Source organism: Streptomyces sp. NPDC007875, from assembly GCF_042868035.1.
In the GTDB taxonomy this organism is placed as follows: Bacteria; Actinomycetota; Actinomycetes; order Streptomycetales; family Streptomycetaceae; genus Streptomyces; species Streptomyces antimycoticus.
In genome coordinates, this window is sequence record NZ_JBIADZ010000037.1 from 13,633 (window position 1) to 35,454 (window position 21,822).

14 protein-coding genes are annotated in these 21,822 nt (G+C 71.6%); all 14 read right to left on the reverse strand.

Annotated features, from left to right (window positions below):
• Positions 1 to 6 precede the first annotated feature (6 nt).
• A complete protein-coding gene (locus tag ACFYOY_RS43255) occupies positions 7 to 2,385 on the reverse strand; it encodes an SDR family NAD(P)-dependent oxidoreductase (RefSeq protein ID WP_351900785.1) in 2,379 nt (792 codons plus the stop codon).
• Entirely contained in the window at positions 2,382 to 8,342 is a 5,961-nt protein-coding gene (locus tag ACFYOY_RS43260) for an SDR family oxidoreductase (RefSeq protein WP_388593285.1), read from the reverse strand. The genes ACFYOY_RS43255 and ACFYOY_RS43260 overlap by 4 nt, the downstream gene beginning before the upstream one ends.
• 39 nt (positions 8,343 to 8,381) lie before the next feature.
• Positions 8,382 to 9,935 carry an acyltransferase domain-containing protein gene (locus ACFYOY_RS43265; protein WP_351900781.1) on the reverse strand — a complete coding sequence of 518 codons (1,554 nt, stop codon included), beginning with the start codon at positions 9,933 to 9,935 and terminating at the stop codon, positions 8,382 to 8,384.
• Positions 9,936 to 10,074: 139 nt separating this feature from the next.
• On the reverse strand, positions 10,075 to 11,448 hold the full coding sequence (locus ACFYOY_RS43270) for an NAD(P)/FAD-dependent oxidoreductase (RefSeq protein ID WP_388593288.1): 1,374 nt from the start codon (positions 11,446 to 11,448) through the stop codon (positions 10,075 to 10,077).
• Between the two features lie 81 nt (positions 11,449 to 11,529).
• Positions 11,530 to 12,993 (reverse strand): MFS transporter, encoded by a 1,464-nt coding sequence (locus ACFYOY_RS43275; protein WP_351900777.1) that lies wholly within the window; start codon positions 12,991 to 12,993, stop codon positions 11,530 to 11,532.
• 92 nt (positions 12,994 to 13,085) lie between these two features.
• Complete coding sequence (locus tag ACFYOY_RS43280) at positions 13,086 to 13,388, reverse strand: response regulator transcription factor (protein ID WP_388593291.1); 303 nt, start codon at positions 13,386 to 13,388, stop codon at positions 13,086 to 13,088.
• 189 nt (positions 13,389 to 13,577) lie between these two features.
• Positions 13,578 to 14,351 carry an IclR family transcriptional regulator gene (locus ACFYOY_RS43285; RefSeq protein WP_388593294.1) on the reverse strand — a complete coding sequence of 258 codons (774 nt, stop codon included), beginning with the start codon at positions 14,349 to 14,351 and terminating at the stop codon, positions 13,578 to 13,580.
• A gap of 215 nt (positions 14,352 to 14,566) precedes the next feature.
• Positions 14,567 to 15,373 (reverse strand): ABC transporter ATP-binding protein, encoded by an 807-nt coding sequence (locus ACFYOY_RS43290; RefSeq protein ID WP_093465944.1) that lies wholly within the window; start codon positions 15,371 to 15,373, stop codon positions 14,567 to 14,569.
• Positions 15,366 to 16,301 (reverse strand): ABC transporter permease, encoded by a 936-nt coding sequence (locus ACFYOY_RS43295; RefSeq protein ID WP_351900771.1) that lies wholly within the window; start codon positions 16,299 to 16,301, stop codon positions 15,366 to 15,368. Before ACFYOY_RS43295 ends, ACFYOY_RS43290 begins: the two co-directional genes overlap by 8 nt.
• A 79-nt stretch (positions 16,302 to 16,380) precedes the next feature.
• Positions 16,381 to 17,253: a glycosyltransferase gene (locus tag ACFYOY_RS43300; protein WP_351900815.1), complete on the reverse strand. Its 873-nt coding sequence runs from the start codon at positions 17,251 to 17,253 to the stop codon at positions 16,381 to 16,383.
• Positions 17,254 to 17,264: 11 nt separating this feature from the next.
• Complete coding sequence (locus ACFYOY_RS43305; protein WP_351900769.1) at positions 17,265 to 18,056, reverse strand: CDP-alcohol phosphatidyltransferase family protein; 792 nt, start codon at positions 18,054 to 18,056, stop codon at positions 17,265 to 17,267.
• The gene (locus tag ACFYOY_RS43310) at positions 18,022 to 19,095 is read right to left on the reverse strand and encodes an iron-containing alcohol dehydrogenase family protein (protein WP_388593297.1); all 1,074 of its coding nucleotides are present in this window, start codon (positions 19,093 to 19,095) and stop codon (positions 18,022 to 18,024) included. The genes ACFYOY_RS43305 and ACFYOY_RS43310 overlap by 35 nt, the downstream gene beginning before the upstream one ends.
• Positions 19,083 to 19,835 (reverse strand): sugar phosphate nucleotidyltransferase, encoded by a 753-nt coding sequence (locus ACFYOY_RS43315; RefSeq protein WP_014056048.1) that lies wholly within the window; start codon positions 19,833 to 19,835, stop codon positions 19,083 to 19,085. The genes ACFYOY_RS43310 and ACFYOY_RS43315 overlap by 13 nt, the downstream gene beginning before the upstream one ends.
• The gene (locus ACFYOY_RS43320; protein WP_388593348.1) at positions 19,832 to 21,712 is read right to left on the reverse strand and encodes a DUF5941 domain-containing protein; all 1,881 of its coding nucleotides are present in this window, start codon (positions 21,710 to 21,712) and stop codon (positions 19,832 to 19,834) included. Before ACFYOY_RS43320 ends, ACFYOY_RS43315 begins: the two co-directional genes overlap by 4 nt.
• Positions 21,713 to 21,822 lie beyond the last annotated feature (110 nt).

Sequence of the window (21,822 nt, forward strand, 5' to 3'; positions counted from 1 at the left end):
CCCTTTCTATTCCGTCGTGTTTCCCAGCGGGCCGGAGAGTCCCGAGACGGTCGCCACGGGGTCTCCGGAGTCTGCGTCGGTGATCCGCCAGACGCCGAGCGAGGGATCGCCCTCGACGCGGGTGGGGCCGCGCTCGGCGGAGTGCGGTGTGATGCGGCCGAGGATCAGTGGGTCCGCGGTGACCGAGAGCCCGTCGCCCTGGGTGGTGCACCGCCGCACCACGTTCTCCAGCGCGGCGACCGGAAGGGCCGTCCCGGGCACGAGGGGTGTCGCCCACAGGTCGGCCGGCAGGCATCGCGGGACCTCGGCCACCAGCCGGCCCTCCGGCTCCACCCCCCATGCGCAGAGCGGCACCACGGCGCCGCGCCAGTGCAGGAACGGCGGCCCGGAGCGGAGGGTGGTGGTCTGCTGGACGGTGGGGCTCGGCGGGGCGGGCGGGCGGGGCGCGCCGGTCTCGTGGACGATGCGCAGGCTCGCCTCGGCGCTGTCCCCGGCCCCCTCCCGGCGGTAGCGGACCTCGACGATCCAGTTGTGCCCCTCGTGGAAGCCGCGGGTCTCACGGACCAGCCGGATCGCGGGGCCGTCCAGGCGCAGCAGCGACAGCGGCACCACGATCTCCTCCAGGAGACCGGCCGTGAGCGCCGGGAAGTCCTCCGGGACGATCCATTCGGCGGCCCGCAGGGCGTTCTCCAGCAGGAGGGAGGGCGGCAGCGCGGGGGCGCCGTCGATGCGGAAGTCGCCGAGCGCGGGGGTGTGTCCGGGGTCGAGGACGACGCGTGCCGTCATATCGGCGTGCGGCTGGTAGGCGGTCACCTCGCCGAGGTGAAAGATCTTCGGATAGGCGGTGGCGAAACCGGGCAGCGCGGGCACCACCGGATAGCCGATGGCCTGGCCCGGGTCGATGGCCTGGCCCAGCGGTCCGACGAAGGTGACCTCGCCCTCGGAGGCCCCCAGCAGTTCGGCCCGCCAGCGCTCCAGCCCGTCCGCCACGTCGATCGCGGCCATGTAGCGCAGGGTGGCGGCGAAGTTGGCGATCAGCCCGATGCGGTCCCAGGTGGGCCAGGCGAGGGTCATCACGGGGAACGCGGCCCGGCGGGCGGCCCACTGGCCGAGCCGGGCCAGCCCGTCGTTGGCCGCGGCGTATTCGAGCTGGCCGACCATGCCGCCGAGGCGTCCGGTGAGGGAGCCGACGCTGCAGAAGAACTTCAGGTCGCGGTCGCGCACCTCCTCGAAGACGTTGAGGAAGCCCTCGATCTTGACCTCGACGGTGCGCAGGATCTCCTCGTCGGTCTTCTTCGGCAGCCGGGCGGAGGTGTCCACTCCGGCGTTGTGCACCACTCCGGCGAGCCTGCCGCCCTCCTGCGCGTCCTCGCGCCGGATGAGCTGGCGCACCTGGGCGCGGTCGGTGAAGTCGCAGCGCGCGTACGCGATGCGCAGCCCCTCCCGCCGGGCGCGGGTCAAATGGGTGGCGAGCTCCCACAGCCGGCGGGTGCGGGCGAGCCGGGCCCGGGTCTTCGCGGGCGACTCGCCCTTCGCGCGGCCCGCCCAGACCTCCTTCTCGTACCGCTTCCACCCGGCCTCGTCCACGCCGAACCAGGGCTCGTCCCCGCTCGGGAACGGCTCCCGGCCGGTGACCACGACCCGTACGCCGTGCCGGGCGGCCAGCGAGCGGGCCAGCTCCCAGCCGATGCCCCGGCCGCCGCCGGAGATCAGCACGGTGTCCTCGGGACCGAGGGTGAGGGCGGGCGCGGCCACGGGCCGGTCCTCGGGGGTGAGGGTGAACCGGCGGCCGTCCCGGTGGCCGACCTCGATCTCGCCGGTGCGGCCGAGTTCGGCGGCGACGATGCCGGGCAGGTCGGCGGAGGCGGCCAGGTCGATGTCGACGACGCGGGCGTTCACGTTGGGGAACTCCCGGTGCAGGGTCTTGGCGAGCCCCGCCCAGATGCCGCCCAGGGGCTGCTCCAGACCGTCCCGCGGATGCTGGCCCATCCCGCCGCCGAGGTAGCTGACGGCGAGATAGAACAGCCGGTCCGCGGTGGTCTCCGCCGCCCAGTCGTCGTATACGCCGCGCAGCGCGGTCACGGTCTCGGTCAGCGCCTCCCGCCAGGCCCCGGCGAAGGCGGCGGGGTCCGGGTCGTGGGCCCGGCCCACGGTGAGGTCGACGATGGCGTCCACGGGGCCGGGGCCGTCCGGCTCCCGGCGCACCAGCGCGCCGTGTTCCTTCAGTTCGCGCTCCACACCGGCGGCGATGTCCTCCTCGCCGCCGATCAGCAGCACCCGCGTCCCGGCGAGCCGGGGGTGCGGCCCGGCGGGGCGCGGCAGCTCGGTGAGCCGCCATACCATCCGGGTCACCGGCTGGACCGGCGCTTCCTCGGCCACGGTCATGTCCGGTCCTCCCCCGCTGCTGCCTGTTCGACGGGGACGGCCTCGCCGGTCTCGGCGTCGATGTAGCCGATGAGGGTGGCCCGCATGTCCTTCATCTGCAGGAGCATCCGGCCGTCGGGCCGCACGGCGACGAAGCGGTTGCTGATGGCGTCGGCCGTCAGATCGAAGCCGGGCGGGGTGACGAAGAGGTCGACGGCCTCCCCGGAGGCGGCCAGATCGTGGTCGCTGATCTCCTGGTACAGATCGATCCGGCGGATCGACAGCGGCGCTGCCACCGGCACCAGATGCCCGTCGACCAGGTCCAGCACCCCCACCCGGGCCAGCCCGTCGAGCAGGATGGACGGCACGGTGAATTGGGACCACACCGGGTCGCCGGCCGGGATGTCGGGCGCGTAGCGGGCGCGCTTGCCGCGGGGGTGGATCCGGGTGTCGGTGGTGGAGACGAAGGGGCCGGTCAGCCGCACCGGGGAGCCGGGCTGATGGTACGGGTCGGGCACCGGGGTCTCCTCCCCCGCCGGCCACTCCTCCCAGCGCGGCGCGGTGGGCGCCTCGGTGTCCAGCAGCACCCGGGCCACGAAGTGGACCCGGTCCTTGACCAGGACCACTCCGCTGGGCGCCACCACGTCCTCGGTGATCCGCACCTGGACGACGGTCACCTCGCCGGGGCTGTCGACCAGCTCGGCGCGGATGCGCCTCGGACCTGCCGGGAGGTCGCGGTAGACCCGCAGGAAGTGCTCGAAGCGCAGGTCCTCGAAGGCGATCACCCGCTTGCCGGGGACCAGGGCGCGGGCGGCCTCGGCGGCCAGTTCGGTGACGAAGGTGCCGGGCAGGGTGGCCTCGCCGCGCACCGTGTGGTGTTCGAGATAGCCGTCGGTCTCCAGGTCGAAGGCGCACTCGTAGACCACGGACCGCTCATCGGACTCCAGCAGCCGGCGCAGGAAGAACGCGGGCCGCTCCGCCTGGCCCGTGGTGGCCAGATAGCCGGGGTAGAAGCGCTCCACGGTGGCGCGCTCGGCGTCGCCGAGGTGGACGACGGAGGGGCGCCGCACGGGGGCGTGCAGCTCCTGGACGAAGTGGTGGATGCCCTCGGCGATGGCCATGTTGCTGTACGACCCGGCGCGTTCGTAGTACGCCTTGGTCAGCTCGTTGGCGCCCATGCCGACGCCTTCCCACAGCGTCCAGCCGATGGTGAACTCGTCCGTCCGCGGATCGGTGGCCCGGGTGTGGGTCGCGGCGGCGGCCAGGAAGTCGTTGGCCGCGGCGTAGTCGGCCTCCCCCAGCTGTCCGAAGTACCCCAGCAGCGAGCCGAAGTTGCACCACAGCCGGGGCGGCTCGGTGCGCAGGGCGCGCTTGAGGTGGAGATAGGAGTCCAGCTTCAGATCGCGGATGGCGGTGAACTCGGCGAAGCTCTTGTCCTTGATCAGCCCCGAGCGCTGCAGCCCGGCGGCGTTGACCAGCAGGTCGATCCGCCCCTGCTCGGCCAGAACTTGGCCGATCGCCCCGTCCACCGCGTCGCCGTCGCGCATGTCGCAGGCGAGGTAGCTGACCCGGCCGGCCCCGCTGTGGGCGGCCATCTCGTCCAGGTTCCGGCGCGCCCAGCGGGCGTTGACCATGCGGTCGAAGTCGCGGTTGATGTCGGCGACGGTGCGGCCGTCGCGCCGGGCGATCTCCGTCTTGATGTAGCCGGCGCGGCGGGCGGCGAACTCCTCGTCGGTGCCCTCATAGGTCTCCGGCGGCCAGTCGTCCAGGGAGTTGCTGCCGAGGACGTAGATCCGGGGCCGGAAGTGCTCGGCGACCGCCTTGACCACCTCGGCGGTGATGCCCCGGGCGCCTCCGGCGACCACCACGACGGAGTCCGGGCCGAGAGCGGCCCGTGCCCCCTCGCCCGGGGCGCCCGGCTCGTCGGAGAGCAGGTAGCTCCTCCGCACGCCATCGATGTCGAACACCGCGGGGAAGACCCGCTCGTTCGCGCTCTCCTCCTCGGCCCGGGCCATCGCCTCGGTGAGGTCGGTGGCGGAGGTGCACAGCGTGAAGGCGAGGCAGGCGTCGCGCTCCAGGGCCGCGGTCTTCCACAGCCCGGTGAAGAGCCCGGTGTACGGATGCGGGGCGCCGCCGGGCGCGGCGCCCAGCAGCAGCGCCACGGCCGAGGAGCCGGGGTCGGCCAGGTCGTCGTAGGCGTGCTGGAGCGTCAGGTAGGCGGCGTCGTGCAGGGCGGTGAGGCTGGGCGCGGGGCCGTCCGTGGGCGCCTGGCCGAGGTCGGCGACCACCCTGAGGTGGGTGGCTCCGGGGCCCGCGCCGGCCAGGGCCCCGCGGACCGACTCCTCGGTGACGTCGGGCAGATGGTGCCAGCCGGGGCGCGGGGCCCCGAGCGGCGCCGTGGACAGGACGGTGAGGTCCGCCTCCGGCGGCGCGGCACCGGCGAGCAGCTCGGGCGCGTCGGTGAGCACCACCGCGCCCGCGGGGAGGAACGGGGTGCGCTCGCGCACGGTGCGCGCGGGCAGCTCGGTCAGGACGGGTACCTGGCGGCGGACCCGTACGGGAGTGCCGTCCGCGAGCCGTCCGTCGGTGGCGAACGCGGCGGGCAGCGCGGCCGGGGCCGCCTCGGCAGGGCCGGATCCGGCGTCCTCACCGGTCCCCGGGATGGTCAGCCGGAGCCGGGCCCCGGCGGCGCCCTCGCTCTCGTCGGTGGCGATCTCCACACACCCCGAGGGCCGGTGCAGCGCCTTGAGGACGGCGAGACCGCCGGCCGCACCCAGATAGCGGGCGTGCTCGGGGGCGGGCGCGCCGCACAGCAGGATCTCGTCCGGGGCGGCCTCGCCGCGCCCCGCCTCGACGGCGCCGAGCGGCTCGTCCACGTACGCGAGCACCTCGAGCCCCGCGGCGCGGGCCCGCTCCTCGGTGGTCAGGGCGAACAGGAAGGCGCCCTCGGCGAGTTCCTCGGCCTCCGGCGGCAGCAGCCCGCCGATCAGCGTCCGGTACTCCGGGAGGCTGTTGCCGTTGATCCCGCCCGCGAGCGCGAAGTCGAGCTCCCCGGTGCGCAGATAGCGGCCCGCGGAGGTGATGGAGGAGACGGCGGAGGCGAAGCCGGAGTCCATCGTCATGTTCGGGCCGTTGAGGTCGAAGTAGTTCGCCACCCGGGCCGAGATGATGTTGGGCATCTGGCCGGGGAAGGAGTCCTCGTTGGAGGCCGGGATCATGTCGCGTACGCGGTCGCCGAGCCGCTCCAGAACACCGGGCAGGGCATCGGAGCCCAGCTCGCCGAGCGCCTCGGCGATGTCGTCGAGATAGCAGCGGTTGGCGTAGAGCATTGCGGCGCGGGTCGGGCCCATATGGCCGACGAACACCCCGGTCTTGAGCGCTTGCTCCTGCCAGAAGTCCGGCATCTGGTCGCGGAGTTGATGGGCGCACTCCACGATCATCAGCTGGCAGCGGTCCAGGGCGCGGATGGTCTTGGGAGGCAGCCGGACCTTGTTGAACGGCGGCGCCGGGTACTCCTGGCCGAAGCTGTCGCGGGGGCGCGGACCGCCGCCCAGCCAGCGGGTGACCTCCTCGCGGCCCTCCAGCCCCGGCAGATGGGCCGACCAGCCGACGATCGCCACCCGGCTGCCGGGGTCGGGGACCTTGGTGACGGTCGCGGGGGCCCGGTCGGTGGCGGTGGCGTTCGCGGCGGCCGGGCGCGGCCGGTGCTCGGAGACGATCAGATGGGCGTTGGTGCCGCCGAAGCCGAAACCGGACACCGCGGCCAGCCGCGGGCCCTCCGGCTTCCCCGGCCACTCCTTGTGCTCGGGGGTGATCTCCAGTCCGGTCTCGGCGAGCCGGAAGTCCTCACGGGGCCGGGAGAAGCGGAATTGACCGGGGATGGTGTGCTCGGCCAGGCCCAGCAGGTTCTCGATGAGCGAGACCACGCCCGCCGCCCAGCCGGTGTGGCCGATCAGGGACTTGTTGGAGGTGACCGCGGCCGGTCCGGCGGTGCCGTAGTACTCCCGCAGCGTGGTGAACTCGGCGAGGTCACCGGCCGGGGTGCCGGTAGCGTGGGCGTTGACCCAGCTGACCGCCCCGCCCTCGACCTCGCCCGCCTCCAGGGCGCGCCGGACCGCCAGGCTCTGACCGGCGGCGTTGGGCGCGTAGATGGCCTTGCCCTTGCCGTCGGAGGACGAGCCGAACGCCCGGAGCACCCCGAGCACCTCGTCCCCGTCGGCCCGCGCCCGGCTCAGCCGCTTGAGGACGACCAGCGCGGCGCCGTCGGCGAAGATCACCCCGTCGGCGTCCTCGTCGAGTGCGTGCACCTCACCGCGCTTGGAGAGCCCCTGGAGCTTGGAGAAGAGCACGGTGCCGCGCGGCGCGAGCGCGAAGGCGCCACCGCAGACCGCGATGTCCTGCTTGCCCATGAGCAGGCCCTTGGCGGCGATGTCGATCGCGTACAGGGAGGAGGAGCAGGCGGTGTCCACCATGTGCAGCTCGGTGGAGGGCGGCAGTAGCCCGCGCATCGCCAGCTCGCCGACGCGGTGCGGCAGAAAGCGCGAGCGGTCCTGGCCGGCGCGCCAGTAGCGGCGGGCCAGGGCCGCTTCGATGTCGCCGCCGAGGGTGGTGCGCTCGCCGTCCTCCAGCGGCAGATCCCGGAGGATGTCGTGGGTCATCCGGGTGACGCTGTCCAGCACCCCGGCCTCTTCGAGGTGCTGGCTGCCGTCGGGGGTGTACCCGACGACGAAGGAGCAGCGGTCGGTGTCCTGGTGGCGCACCCCGTCCAGGGCCTGGACCAGGCTGTGGCGCAGCCACATGGTGGTCAGCTCGTGGTCGTCCGTGCCCTCGGCCATGCTGTCGACGGAGCCGGGGGCGGCCTCGAAGTCCGTGATGAAGACGCAGCGGTCGGCGTACGCCTTGTCCTCGGCGGCGGTGTCGACGGCGTGGAAGTTCTCATGCCGCCAGCGGTCCCGGGGGATCTTGACGAACAGCTCGTCGCCGGTCGTACGGAGCTTCCAGAACTCCTCGGGGCTGTTCGCCCCGGCGACCGCCAGGCCCATGCCGACGACGGCGATCGCGTCGTCGGGGACATCGGGGGGCAGGTCGGGGCCGGGCGCGTCCACGGGCTCGGTGACTGCGGCGGCCCGGGTCCTTACGGGCTCGGGGGCCACGGCGGGCTGGGGCTCCGGTGCCGCCCCTTCCCGTACGGCGGCGGTGGCGGGCGGGGACAGGAGGGCGGCGCCCAGCGTCAGTCCCCCGTCCGCGAGCACCACCTGTCCGGTGATCCACCGCGAGGCGTCGGAGGCCAGGAACGCGACGACGTCGGCGAACTCCTCAGCGGTGCCCAGCCGTCCGAAGGGCGTCGCCCTGGCGATCACCTCCTGCATCTCCCGGGCCCGGGGAAACTTGTCCGCGACATCGCTTTCGAGCATGGCGGCCGAGGCGGTGTTCACCCGGATGCCGAGCGGGGCGAACTCCACGGCGAGATAGCGGGTCGCCGCCTCGGCGGCCGCCTTGGCGGGGGCGCAGGCCGAGTAGTTGGCCATCACCATCTGCGAGCCGCCGAGCGCCGAGACGGTGACGATCGACCCGCCCCCGGTGCGCGCCATCAGCGGGGCCGCGCCCCGGGCGCAGCGCAGTCCCCCCTTGTAGTTGGTGTCGATGGCCTTGGCGATGTCCTCGTCGGTCACCTCGGCCAGGGGCAGCAGGGCCCCGTTGGCGGCGCTGTTGACCAGGATGTCCAGCCGCCCGTGGCGCCCCTCGATCTCGGCGAACATCCGGTCGACCTGCTCCTGCCGGGCCACCGAGGCCCGTGCGAGCTGGACCCGGGCGCCGCTTGCCACCAGTTCGTCCCTGGTGCGCTTGGCCTGGTCGTGCGAGTGGAAGTAGTTGAGGACGATATCGGCGCCGCGGGCCGCGAGGGTCCGCGCGATCGCCTTTCCCACGCCCTTGGAACCTCCGGTGACCAGGGCCACCTTCCCCGTGAGGTCTTTCATGGAACGACTGACTCCTTCTGCGACGAGGGGGTGGGCGCTTCAGCCCGTGGCGGAGGCGGGCGCATGGGCCCCCTGGTCGTTCATCTGCTGCAGCACAAAGTCGGTGATCTTGCCCATGGTGTTGTAGGTGGCCAGCCGGAAGCCGGACTCGCGCGGCGGCAGCCCGTAACGACTGGAGACCCTGGACAGGAGTTCGACCTGCTTGACGGAGTCGACTCCCAGCTCGGCCTCGAGCTGCACCTCGTCCTCGAAGACGTCCTCGGGGTATTCGAGCGCCTCGGCGTAGAGGGTGCGCAGCTCATCGAAGAGCCGCTCGCGGTCGTACTCCTCCGGCCGCGGCCCCGACGCGGACGAGGCCGCCGGGGCCGCCGGGGCGGGCTCGGGAGCGGCCTCGACGGCGAGCTCGGGCTCCGCGGTGTGCTCGGCGGCGGGCTCGGGCTCGGGTCGCCCGGCCTCGGCGGACTTGCGGAAGGCGTCCAGTTCGGTGCGGACCAGCTCCAGCACCATGTGGCCGTGCTCGCTCCAGTACGCCGCGAAGACGTCGGAGGGCACCGAGGGGGCCAGCAGCTCGGCGAGCCCTCCTCGCTCGGGCGCGGCCAGACCGGCCTCGCGCAGCGCCTCGAGGGTTCCATCGAGCGCGAGCCGTCCGCCGGTGAGGGCCAGCGTGGGCAGCGACCGCACCTCGGAGCCGGCGGTCACCTTGGCGACCAGCTTGGAGAGCGCGGCGCGCCCGCCCGCTTCCACGAACACCTCGGCGCCGCTCTCCCGCAAGTGCCGTACGGCCGCGGCGAACCGCACCGGCCGGGTGAAGTGCTCGGCCAGCAGATCGGCGAGCACATCGCCCGGCTCGTAGTAGCGCTGCAGGATCGGCGAGTAGACCGGGCGGTTCAGCGGGTGCTGGTCCAGCTTCCGTACGTAGGCGGCGAACTCGGGGGCGGCGGGGGCGAGCGCCGGGGTGTGGAAGGGGAAGGGGGTGTCGATCTCGATGGCGCCCACGTCAAGCTGTCCGGCGATCGCCACGACCCGGTCCAGGATTCCGGCGGGGCCGCTGACCACGGTCTGCTCGTCGTGGTTCTCGGTGGCGACGGCCAGCAGCGGCTCGTCCACCAGCTCCAGCAGCTTGCGGGTGCGCTCGGCGCTCGCCGCCAGGGCCACCATGCGGCCGTCGACACCGCCCTGCCGCTCGATCACGGCGACGCGCTGGGCGACGATCCGGACCCCGTCCTCGACCGAGAAGGCCCCGGCCGCCACCAGCGCGGTGATCTCGCCGAGGCTGTGCCCGGCCAGCACGTCGGGGGTGGCGCCCTGGGCGGCGAGGATCTCGTAGGCGGCCAGGCCCGCGCCGTAGATGGCGACCTGGGAGGCCCAGGGGTCGTTGTCGAGGAGGTCGCGCAGATCGGCCTTGCGCTCGCCGAAGAGCACCTCGGAGATGCGGCGGGCGTAGAGCTCCTCGGTCACGGCGTCGAGCCGCTCGAAGACCCGGCCGATCTGGGGATGGCGCTCCTTGGCCCGGCGGAGCGCCTCGCCGTCGAAGCCGCCTTGTCCGGGGAAGAGGAAGGCCGTCGTGACGCCTGTGGACGGATTGCTGGACATGCCGATGCCTCCATGAGTGAGGTGGTGACGGTGCGTGAGGTGCGCCACCCGCGTGGGTGACGCGGCGCTGTGGGGGCGGCCGATGGCCGTGTTGTGAGATCGCGGCCGCACCGTGTGGGCGTGCCGCGGGAGAGCCTGGCTAGGCGGCGCCGGTGACCGGGGAGTCGAGCAGGAAGGTGCCCATGCTCCCGAGGTTGGCGGCGATCAGCCGGTCGGCGAGCCGGGTCGCCGGGGGCAGATGCCGGGGGGCGCCGCGGACGAGCCAGCGCACCATCCGGATCTTCCAGCCCGGCTCGGGGCCCGGCGGAATGTGGTCGAAGAGGGCGTGGATATTGGCCGGGGAGTAGAACTCGGAGGGCGGGACGATCGTGGCGAACATCCCGACCATGCCGCTGCCGTGGTGCGGGCTGCGCGCCATCGCCCGGATGAACTCCAGCTCCTCGCGGTTGTAGTCGGCGAGGGCGGCGTGGTCGCGGGTGTACCGGAAGTGGCCGCCCACCAGGGCGTCGCGGCGCCGGGCGTAGTCGGCGAGCGCGGCGGCGAGGTCACGGTCGCCGGACAGGGCGGGCTCCACGGCCTCCACGAGCAGTTCGGCACCGCGCAGGGAGTCGGTGATACCGGCGGCGGTGATGGGGTCGCGGGTGTAGCCCGCGTCGCCGACGAGGGCCCAGCCGGGGCCGCGGCAGTGGCGCAGGAAGTTGGGGACCGCGCCGGTCATCCACTTGTCGACGCGCCGGGTCTCCCGCAGCCGCGCCGCGAACTCGGGGTCGACGTCCTCGAAGGCGGCGATGACCGTGGCGTCGCGCTCCTCGTCGGGGGCCGCCTTGAAGTCCCCCACCGGCAGGGCCACTCCGACGATGGTGAGGCCGTCGTGGGTGGGCCAGGTGAAGGCGTGCTGATGGCGGTGGCGGTAGGTGCGCACCTTGCCGTCGTGCGGCAGATCGGCCCAGTACGACCAGTGGCTCTTGTTGAGCACCGGGTGCGAGTCGTACTTCTCGGCCCCCACCAGCCGGGCGACGGTGGAGTTGGAGCCGTCGGCGCCCACCACCAGCCGGGCGTGCTCGACGAGGGGGGTGCGGTCCTCGGTCTCGGCCCGGACGCCGATGACGGTGCCCTGGCTGTCGGTCAGCAGTTCGCGCAGTGCGACCTGCTCCCGCAGCTCCGCCCCTGCCTTGACGGCGGCCTCGAGCAGGATCTCGTCCAGCTTGGCGCGCTCCGGGGAGTACGCCTCGGCCACGCCCTCGACGGCGGGCAGCTTGGCCATCAGCCGGACGGGGCCGCTCTGCAGACCGTAGGAGTGGATGGGCGGGCAGCCGGTGGCCGCCACCTCGTCCAGCAGTCCCCAGCGCTTCAGCCGGAGAATTCCCGGCGGGTGGACCAGATTTGTGGCGGCCCCCTTGCCGCCCGGGAATTTGGCCCGGTCGAGAAGAAGGACCCGGTATCCCGCTCTTGCCAGGAGCATCGCCGTCGATGCCCCGCTGATGCGCGCTCCTACCACAATGACGTCGTACATAGCGACCCCCATACCCAACGGTCACCCGGGGTCCGGGGACCGGTGGATCATCTTTTTCGCTCTGTCTTCGCTCTGTCGAATTTAGTTGCGCGACCGGCTCGGGAGGTTTCCCGTGTATGAATCCTCGGCGGCTCCCGAAGAAACCACCTTCGTTTCGCCGGGTACGGTGCGGCCGCGCGGTGCCGTAAGAATGGCCAGACAGCCGAGGGCGGCGATTCCGGCACCGATCCAGGCGGCGGGCCGCAGCCCGTCCACGAATTCCTGGGGCGAGCCGTATCCGCCCAGCGTGGTGAATACGGAGGTGAGCACCGCGACGCCGAGTGCGCCGCCGAGCTCCCGGAACGTGTTGTTGGCGCCCGAGGCGATTCCCTGGTCGCGCGGCGCGACGATGCTCATCGCCATTTCCGCGACCGGCGAGAAGAACAGCCCGAGGCCGATTCCGCCGAGCACCAGACCGGGCACCTGGTCGGCGTAGGCGGTGTCCGCGCTCACCACGGACGCCAGCCAGCCCAGCCCCACGGCCTCGAACAGCAGGCCCGCGGCGACCACCAGACGGTTGCCGAACCGGGCGGTCAGCAGCGCCGCCAGCGGGGCGACGACGACCGGCATCGCCGTCCACGGCAGCATCTTCACGCCCGCCTCCAGCGGCGAGAAGCCCTGGATGTTCTGCATGAACTGGGTGAGCAGGAAGACCAGTCCGAACATGGCCGCGAACATCAGCAGGCTGGCCGCGTTGACCGCGCTGAACGCGCGGTTGCGGAACAGCCGCATCGGCAGCATGGGTTCGGCGGTGCGCAGCTCCCAGCCGACGAAGAGCGCGAGGACCACGAGGCCGCCGGCCAGGAAGCCGATCACCCGGCCGCTGGACCAGCCGTGTTCGGTGGTGGACACCAGCGCGTAGACCACGCCGAACACCCCGAGGCTGACCAGCACGGTGCCCAGCGGGTCGAGCGAGGTGTCCGGGCGGGTGGACTCGGCCAGCTTCCACAGGCCGAGCACCAGCACCAGCACGCCGATCGGCACATTGACCCAGAAGATCCACTCCCAGGAGATCTTCTCCACCACGGCCCCGCCGATCAGCGGGCCGAGCGCGACCGCGAGCCCGCTGAGGGCGCCCCAGACACCCAGCGCGAGACCGCGCCGGCGCTCGGGGACGGCGACGGTCAGCAGCGTCAGCGTCAGCGGCATGACCACGGCCGCCCCGAGGCCCTGTACGGCCCGGGCGGCGATCAGGGCGTCCGCGCTGCCGGACAGCGCCGCGGCGGCGGAGGCTCCGGTGAAGACGACGAGACCGGCCAGGAACACCCGGCGGCGCCCGAACCGGTCCCCGGCGGCCGCACCGGCCATCAGGAAGACCGAGAAGGTGAGGGTGTAGCCGTTCACCGTCCACTCCAGGTCCTGGAGGCTGGTGCCCAGGTCCTTCTGGATGGCGGGCAGCGCGGTGATGACGACGAGGTTGTCCAAGGCGGCCATGAAGACGGTGAGTCCGGACACCACCAGCGTCCACACGGGGTTCATTCCGCTCGGGCCGGAACGGTCAGTCATGAATACCTTTCCTATGACGGCGCGTTTGCTGTGCGACAGATTGGCTCACGTCGATATCCGGCCTACGGATAAACGGACAGACAGCGGCAACGCTAACCGGCCACGATCCTCCCGGGAACTGTACTTTGGTACAGGTGCCGGTAGCTGAGGGCGACGAGGCCGGCCTGTAGCCGCGATTCCACCTGCAGTTTCGCGAGTATTGAGGCCACATGCGCCTTCACCGTGCGCTCGGTCACTTGCAGCCGCAGTGCGATACGGCGGTTGGACCAGCCGGCGCCGAGCAGCGCAAACGCCTGGGCCTCCCTGGCCGATAACAACGGCACACGCTCCAGCTCCCGCGACCAGTTGGGCACGGGAATATCGGGCACGACGGCAAGACCGCTCCTGTCGGACACGGTGACATTTCCCCCTAGTGTGCGGCGCGTCGAGCCGCCGCTCGTGCAAGAATCAGACTTGATTGCCCTCTTGATTATTGCGGCCGCACGCCCGTACGAGTCAAGGATTTCCGACCCTTTCTCGCCTCGCGAGAAAGACCTGGTGAAGCGTGGGGAATGCGCTTCACGTTTACTCCTGTTACCTTAAATTTACTTCATTCTCGGATCATTTCCATCCGGAGCGGCGGGTTGCCCACGCCCCAGATCGGCCAGCGCCGCCGCCGTCTGCTCCACCGCCCCGATGACGGTCACCGGGCACCGCGTCATGACCTGCTTGGGCTTCATCACCAGCACCGAGCCCATCACCAGCCCGTCCCAAGTGACCGGCGCCGCGCACTCGTTCCACCCCGCCGCGCACTCCTCGTGGCCCAGCGCGTAGCCCCGCTCCCGGATCCGGTCCAGCGAGGCGAGAAGCCGCACATCGTCCCGGAAGGCCCCGGGGCCGGCCTCGGCGGGCACCGGCCGGTCCAGCACCTCCGACTGGATGGTCTCCGGGAGATACGCCAGGATCGCCCGCCCCGCGGCGCCCACCCGCAGCGAGTGCTCGACGGTCTGCACCGCACGCGGCGTCATCCCCAGCTCCGTCAGATCGGAGTCGCCCACGGCCATATCGGCGCACTGCCGGTGGGCGCCGCCGAACGGCGCCAGCAGATAGAGGAAGGCCAGCCCCCCGGTGGCCCGGCGCAGCCCCTCCAGCAGGGCATGGGCGGCCTCCGGCGCGGGCGAGTGGGCAAGCGCCTTGAGACCGAGCTGCGGGGCCGCCGAGCCGAGCCGGTACAGCCCCCGGCCCTCGCGGACGAAGATGCCCTGGTGCACCCCGGACTGCAGGATCCGGTACACGGTCGAATCGTCCAGCTCCGCCGCCCTGGCCAGCGCCCCGGGCCCATGGGCCCGTCCGCCGAGCTGGGTGAAGGCCCGCTGCACGCGGAACACCCTCTCGGCATGGCTACTTCCACCCACGGCCCCGTTCTTGGCCACCCCGTCAGCCCCCCGTGCAGATTCCCCCGTCGCCCTGCCCAACGTGCCATGCTTCCCTACCCATTCCCCATCCGGGTGCCTGGTCCGCTAGTGGACAAAAGGCCCCGCCGGGTTGCCCGGCGGGGCCTGATGCTTTATGGGGCTTGGTGTTGGCGGAGCGGCTACTTGCCGGTCTCCTTCTCGTACGCCTTGATGACCTCGTCGGTCGGGCCGTCCATCAGCAGCTCGCCCTTCTCCAGCCACAGCACCCGGTCGCAGGTGTCCCGGATGGACTTGTTGTTGTGGCTGACGAGGAAGACCGTGCCGGCCTCCTGGCGGAGCTCGCGGATTCGGGCCTCGGAGCGCTTCTGGAACTTCCTGTCGCCCGTGGCCAGCGCCTCGTCGATCATCAGCACATCGTGGTCCTTGGCCGCGGCGATGGAGAAGCGCAGCCGGGCCGCCATACCGGAGGAGTACGTGCGCATCGGCAGGGTGATGAAGTCACCCTTCTCGTTGATGCCCGAGAAGTCCACGATGTCCTGGTAACGCTCCCGGACCTGCTCACGCGACATGCCCATGGCCAAACCGCCGAGTATGACGTTCCGCTCACCGGTGAGGTCGTTCATCAGCGCCGCGTTCACACCGAGCAGCGACGGCTGGCCATCGGTGTAGACGCTGCCGCGCTCGGTGGGCAGCAGCCCCGCGACGGCCTTGAGCAGGGTCGACTTACCGGAGCCGTTGGACCCGATCAGGCCGATCGACTCGCCCTTGTACGCCACGAAGGTGACCCCGCGCACGGCGTGCACCTCGCGCATACCGGGGGAACCCTTGCGGCGCAGTATGCGGCTCAGGGCGGCGGTGGCGCTGCCGCGCCCCTTGGGGCCGCCGTTGACGCGATAGACGATATGGACGTCGTCGGCGACGACGGTGGGCACACGGGCCTCGGCGGGCGTCGCCCGCTCGACGGTTTCGAGTGTCTGTTCAGCCACGGCCGTACTGCTCCTCCGCCTTCCAGAAATATACGAAGCCCGCCGAGCCGACCAGGACCGCCCAGCCGAGCGCGAAGGCCCAGACGTGATCCGGCAGGTTCGACGCGGAGTATCCATCGATCAGCGCGTACCGGATGAGGTCCATATAGACGGCCGCCGGGTTCCACTGAAGGACGTCGGTGACCCACCCGGGCACGTCCTTCTCGGCCAGCATGTGCGGGATGCTGAACATCACCCCGGACGCGTACATCCACGTCCGCAGAATGAACGGCATCAGCTGCGCGAGGTCGGGCGTCTTGGCGCCCATCCGGGCGACGATGAGCGAGAGGCCGGTGTTGAACACGAACTGGAGCGCCAGCACCGGGATCACCAGCAGCCACGACAGACCGGGGTAGCTGCCGAAGCCGACCATGATGACGACCAGCACGATCATCGAGAACAGCAGCTGCTGGAGCTGCTGGAGCGAGAACGAGATCGGCAGCGAGGCGCGCGGGAAGTGCAGGGCCCTGACCAGGCCGAGATTGCCCGAGATGGACCTCACACCGGCGAGGACCGAGTTCTGCGTGAAGGTGAAGACGAAGACACCCGTCACGAGGAACGGAATGAACACCTCATGCGGCATCCCGCGGCTGGTGCTCAGCAGCAACCCGAAGATGAGGTAGTACACCAGGGCGTTGAGGAGCGGCGTCGCCACCTGCCACAGCTGGCCCAGCTTGGCCTGGCTGTACTGCGCGGTGAGCTTGGCCTGCGAAAAGGCCAGGATGAAGTGACGCCGGCCCCACATCTGGCGGATGTATTCGCCGAGGCCCACCCGGGCGCCGCTCACCGACAGCCCGTACTTCGTCGCCAGCTCGGCCGGGGACAGGCCGTCGTCGGCCGATGGCGGGGCACTCACGGCTACCGCACCGTCGTGCGTAGTCTCGCTCACAGTTGACACTTTCGTCTTCAGGGTGCGCTGAGCGGGGCCGCGCCCCGGGTCGCGCCCGATGCTCTTCGATACGAGCTTGTCAGATGACAGGAGGTCGGCCCAGTCGGGTCAGGCGCCATACCGTACGCCACTTCATGGGTCGGCGGGGACCACACGGTGTCTTCCAGCCCTCCCTGAAGCCCCCGAACCAGGCCCGAAGTGCGGTTTTCGACGGACGCCTGGCCAGCGTGAGCAGCAGCCAGACGCCCAGATAGACGGGCACGAGCAGCGCAGGAAGGTTACGCCGGGCCAGCCAGACCCGGTTGCGGGCCACCATCCGGTGGTAGACCGCGTGCCTGCTCGGCGCGGTGGTCGGATGGTGCAGGACCATGTCCGACCGGTAATCGATCATCCAGCCGGCGTCCAGCGCCCGCCAGGCCAGATCGGTCTCCTCATGCGCGTAGAAGAAGTCGTCGGGCAACCCTCCGACCTGCTGGAAGACCGTGGTACGGACCGCATTGGCTCCCCCCAGGAAGGTGGTCACCCGGGAGGACCGCAGGGGGTCGGAGGCGCGCAGCCGCGGCACATGGCGACGCTGGGTGACGCCGGTGTCTGGGTCGGCGATGCGGAACGAGATGATGCCCAGCTCCGGATCACCGGCGAACGCCTGGCGGCACAGCTCGGCCGTGTCGGTGCCCGGCAGCAACCCGTCGTCATCGAGGAAGAGCAGTACGTCGACGTCCGAGCCGCCGGGCCCGAACGCCTCGATGCCGACATTGCGGCCCGCCGGGATGCCCACGTTCTCGGGCAGCTCGATGGTCCGTACGCCCTCGGGGAGCGCGGGTAGCGGCGAGCCATTGCCCACGACGACCACCTCGACCGGGTCGCCGTCCTGCTTGGCGACCGAGTCGAGGAGTTCGCGCAGCTCCTCGGGACGATTGCCCATCGTGAGGACGACCGCTCCGACCTTCATGGCGCTCATGCTCACTTGAGCCTGCTCGACGCGAGGATGGACACGAGGTGAAGAAGGGTTTGCAGCAGGGCGATACCGGCCAGTACGGCAACGCCCAGCCGGGTGAAGAACAGGTCCCCGCGCACCTGGTCCACCACCGCCACCACGAGGATGAGCAGCGACGCCTCGACCCCGAGGACCAGTCGGTGGAACTTCAGTGCCGCGGCCGCCCTGCGGGCCAGCGCCACACCGGACGAGCGCGGCTCGGCGGCCGCCTCCTTGACCGGCGGCAGACCGCCCTGATGCCGGGCGACCCCGACGAGGTCGGTCTCGGCCTTGATCAGGATGGCACCGAGCGCGGCGAGGGTGCCGAGGAACGCCCACAGCCAGTCGATCCGCCCGGAGCCCCACAGGTCGGCGGCGCGCAGACCGAAGCCGACGAGCACCGCGGCGTCGCACAGGTAGGCGCCGACCCGGTCCAGATACACACCGCCCAGCGAGAACTGCTTCTTCCAGCGGGCTATCTCGCCGTCGACGCAGTCCAGCAGCAGGTAGAGCTGGACCATCAGCACCCCGAGCACGGCACCCGCGATCCCCGGCACCAGCAGGGCCGGGGCAGCGAGGGCGCCGAAGACGGTCATCACATACGTCAGCTGGTTGGGCGTGACCCGTGTGTTCACCAGGTGCCGGTCGATGCGCAGCGAGATCTCCCGCATATAGAGGCGCCCGGCCCAGTGCTCACCGCTCCGCCGGTCCTTGACCCCCGCGGGGTGGACGACCGGGCGGAGTTCAGCCACTGATGGCTTGACTGACTGCTTTGGCATAGTCGGCGTATGCGTCCCTGATCGCGTCGGTTGAGAGGTCGAGGTGCTCGAGGATCGTGTAGCGGCCGGGGCGCGTCTTCGGAGCGAACTCCACGACCTGGACGAACTCGTCCACGGTGAAGCCGATCTCCTCGGGCAGCACGGGCAGACCGTGCCGGTGCAGCACCTGGGCCATGTGTTCCGACTCCTCGTGCGCCCCGCGCAGCCGCATCGCGAAGGCGGCGGCCAGGCCGCACTGCTCGCCGTGGCTGGCGGCGCGCTTGGGGAAGAGGAGGTCGAAGGCGTGGTTGATCTCGTGGCAGGCACCGGAGGCCGGGCGGGAGTCCCCCGCGACCGACATGGAGATGCCGGTGAGCACCAGTCCCTCGGCCAGCACCTGGAGGAAACCGTCGTCGCCTACCCCGCCGGGGTGGCGCAGCACGGCCTCGCCGGCCTGGCGCGCCATCGCGGCCGCGAGGCCGTCGATCTGCTCGCCGGTCTCGCGGTGGGACAGCTCCCAGTCGGCGACCGCGGAGATATTGGACAGGGCGTCGCCGATACCGGAGCGGACGAAGCGGACCGGCGCCTCACGGATCACATCGAGGTCGATGACCACCGCGATCGGGTTGGGCACCCCGTACGAGCCGCGTCCGGCGTCGTTGTCGAGGGTCGCGACCGGGGAGCACAGACCGTCGTGCGAGAGGTTGGTGGCGACGGCGACCAGCGGAAGGCCGATGCGCGCCGCGGCGAACTTCGCACAGTCGATGATCTTTCCGCCGCCCAGCCCCACGACCGCGTCGTAGTGCCCCGACTTCATGGCGTCGGCGAGCTTGATCGCGTCATCCAGCGTGCCGCCGCCGACCTCGTACCAGGTCGCGCCCGGCAGCGCCGGTGACAGCCGCTCGCGCAGCAGGGCGCCGGAGCCGCCGCTGATGGCGATGGCCAGCTTGCCGGAGGCGGAGATCCGCTGGTCGGCGAGGACCCCCGCGAGATCGTCCAGGGCGCCCGCGCGGATGTCGACGACGAGCGGCGAGGGGATGAGCCTCGTCAGTACTGGCACGCGATGTCACGGCCCTTCGCCAGATCGTCGTGGTTGTCGATCTCGACCCACTTGACGTCGCCGATCGGGGCCACGTCGACCTTGAAGCCGCGGTTGACCAGCTCCTGGTAGCCGTCCTCGTAGTAGAGGTCGGGGTCGCGCTCGAAGGTGGCCTTCAGCGCGTCCGCGAGATCGGCGGCGGCCTCGCCCTCGATGAGGGTGACGCCGATGTACTCACCGGTCGCCTCGGCCGGGTCCATCAGCTTGGTGATCTTCTGGACGCCCTTGTCGGGGTCGGCGACGACCTTCATCTCCTCGTCGGCGAGCTGCTTGACCGTGTCCAGGGCCAGGATGATCTTCTGGCCGTTGCCGCGCGCGGCCAGCAGGGTCTTCTCGACGGAGACCGGGTGCACGGTGTCGCCATTGGCGAGGATCACGGTGTGCTGGATCGCGTCACGGGCGCACCAGAGGGAGTAGGCGTTGTTCCACTCCTCGGCCTTGTCGTTGTCGATCAGCGTGAGCTTGAGGCCGTACTTCTGCTCCAGGGCCTCCTTGCGCTCGTACACGGCCTCCTTGCGGTAGCCGACGACGATGGCGACCTCGGTCAGACCGATCTCCGCGAAGTTGCCGAGGGTCAGGTCCAGGACGGTGGGCTCGCCTTCCTTCCCCTCGGGTCCCACTGGCACCAGCGCCTTGGGAAGCGTGTCGGTGTAAGGGCGCAGACGCCGTCCGGCGCCGGCCGCGAGCACGAGGCCGATCATGCGGGTTCTCCTGTTTCGTCGTGTACGGCGGGTGCTCCTGAGGACACCCAGAAACGGATGCTCTCGATGAGCACCGCCAGCGCGATGACCGCCGCCAAAGCGGTCAACGCGATGGTGAAACCTTGGTTCTGGTCGTGCAGCAGGGCAGCGGCGGCCGTGACCACCACCGTCCGCCCCTCGTGCCCGCCGATCGCCCGCACCAGCGGGCGCGGGGGTGCCCCCGTGCCGCCGCGGATGCGGTACACCGTGTCGTAGTGATGGTAGGCGACCGCCGCAACCAGCCCGAAAGCAGCGGGCAAGGCTCCGTTCACCTCCGCGTAGGCCGCCAGGACCAGGATGGTCCCGTATTCGGCGGCGCGGAAGAGCGGCGGCACCAGCCAGTCGAGGGGGCACTTGAGCGGCGCGGCGACGGCGACGCCCGCGAGGACCGCGTAGAGCACGGCGCATCCGAGAGGCACCCAGGAGCCGAAACCGGCGGCCGCGGTGCCGGCCAGGACGGCTGCGGCACCGAGGGCGGCCGAGACCGGGGCGAGGTACGAACTCGCCCTGCGGGGGGTGACCTTGGCGACCAGCTCGGCCAGCGGACCGGAGTCCGCGAGCTCGGCGAGGGCGCGGGCGGCCCGGTCCGTGCGCTCCGCGCGGCGGGTCAGCGAGCGCAGCACCCGGCCGGCGGTGGTGTAGCAGGCGGCCAGCGCACAGCCGATGAGCAGCACGTAGAAGGTGATGCGGGGCGTGGTGAACGCGGTCAGCACGGCGATCATCGCCCAGCGCTCACCGATCGGCAGCACGATCATGCGGCGCACCCAGACCGTCCAGCCGACGCTGTCGAGGCGGCCGGAGAGGGCGGCGGTGGGGCTGGTGTTGCCGGTGGCGTCGTGGTTGGCCTCGTTGAAGGCGAAGTCCACGACATGGCGGCAGGTCTGGAGCACCATCGCGCCGAGCGCGAGCGCCCATACATCGTCACCGCCGCCGTCGGCGCGGGCGGCGCCGAGGGCGAGGCCCGCGTAGTAGGCGTACTCCTTGGCCCGGTCGAACGTGGCGTCCAGCCAGGCGCCGAGCGTGGAGTACTGCAGCGAGTAGCGGGCCAGCTGTCCGTCGGTGCAGTCGAGCACGAACGAGGCGATCAGCAGCACACCGGCCGAGACGAACCCGGGCCGGGTGCCGGTGGCGGCGCAGGCCGCCGCGATGAGGGCGGTGAGGAGGGAGGCGGTGGTGACCTGATTGGGGGTCAGCCCGCGCCGGGCGCACCAGCGGGCGATGTAGCGGGAGTACGGGCTGATGCAGAAGGTCGTGAAGAAGCCGTCCCGCGCCTTCACGGCGGACCGCAGCCGCACCCGCTCGTCGTCCACCGCGGCCACGGCGTCGCGCGCCGCGGCCCGCGCCTCGGCGTCCGCGGGCACGTCGGCCACGAGCACACCGAGCTCGGGGCGGTGGACGGCGACACCTTCGGCGTCGAGGGCGGCGGCGAGGTCGTCCACCCGGGAGTGAGCGGCGGTCGCTCCGTCCGTGGCGGTCGTCTCGGCAACGGCCACGGATCGCGACTGCGCGGCGGAGCCGGTGGGGGCCGTCGTTCCGGCGCGCGCGGCGGCCGTCACCGCGCGGACCAGCGCCGTACGAGCCTCCGGCTGGACGCTGAGCGCGCCGCGCACCGCGGCCGCGGGGAAGCGGGGGTCGGTGAGGGCCAGCCGCAGGGCATGGACATGGCCGACGAAGCGGGGGTCCACAAGGGCCACCCGCTCATGCGCCGGGACGGTGGCGAGCTCCGCCGTGACCGCGGCGGCGTCGGTCGCCGTACGCACGTCGAAGCCCAGCGATCGCAGGCCGTCCTCGAGGGACGAGCCGGCGACCGGCGCACCGGTGAGAATCGCGGTCGACAGACGAACTCACTCCTTGGCAGCTGACATGGTGGCCGCGCCACTGATGGCACTGGCCTGGGCCCTCCGGGCCATGGGCATCGCACGCCCTGGCCCCGCGGGGCTGGCGGCAC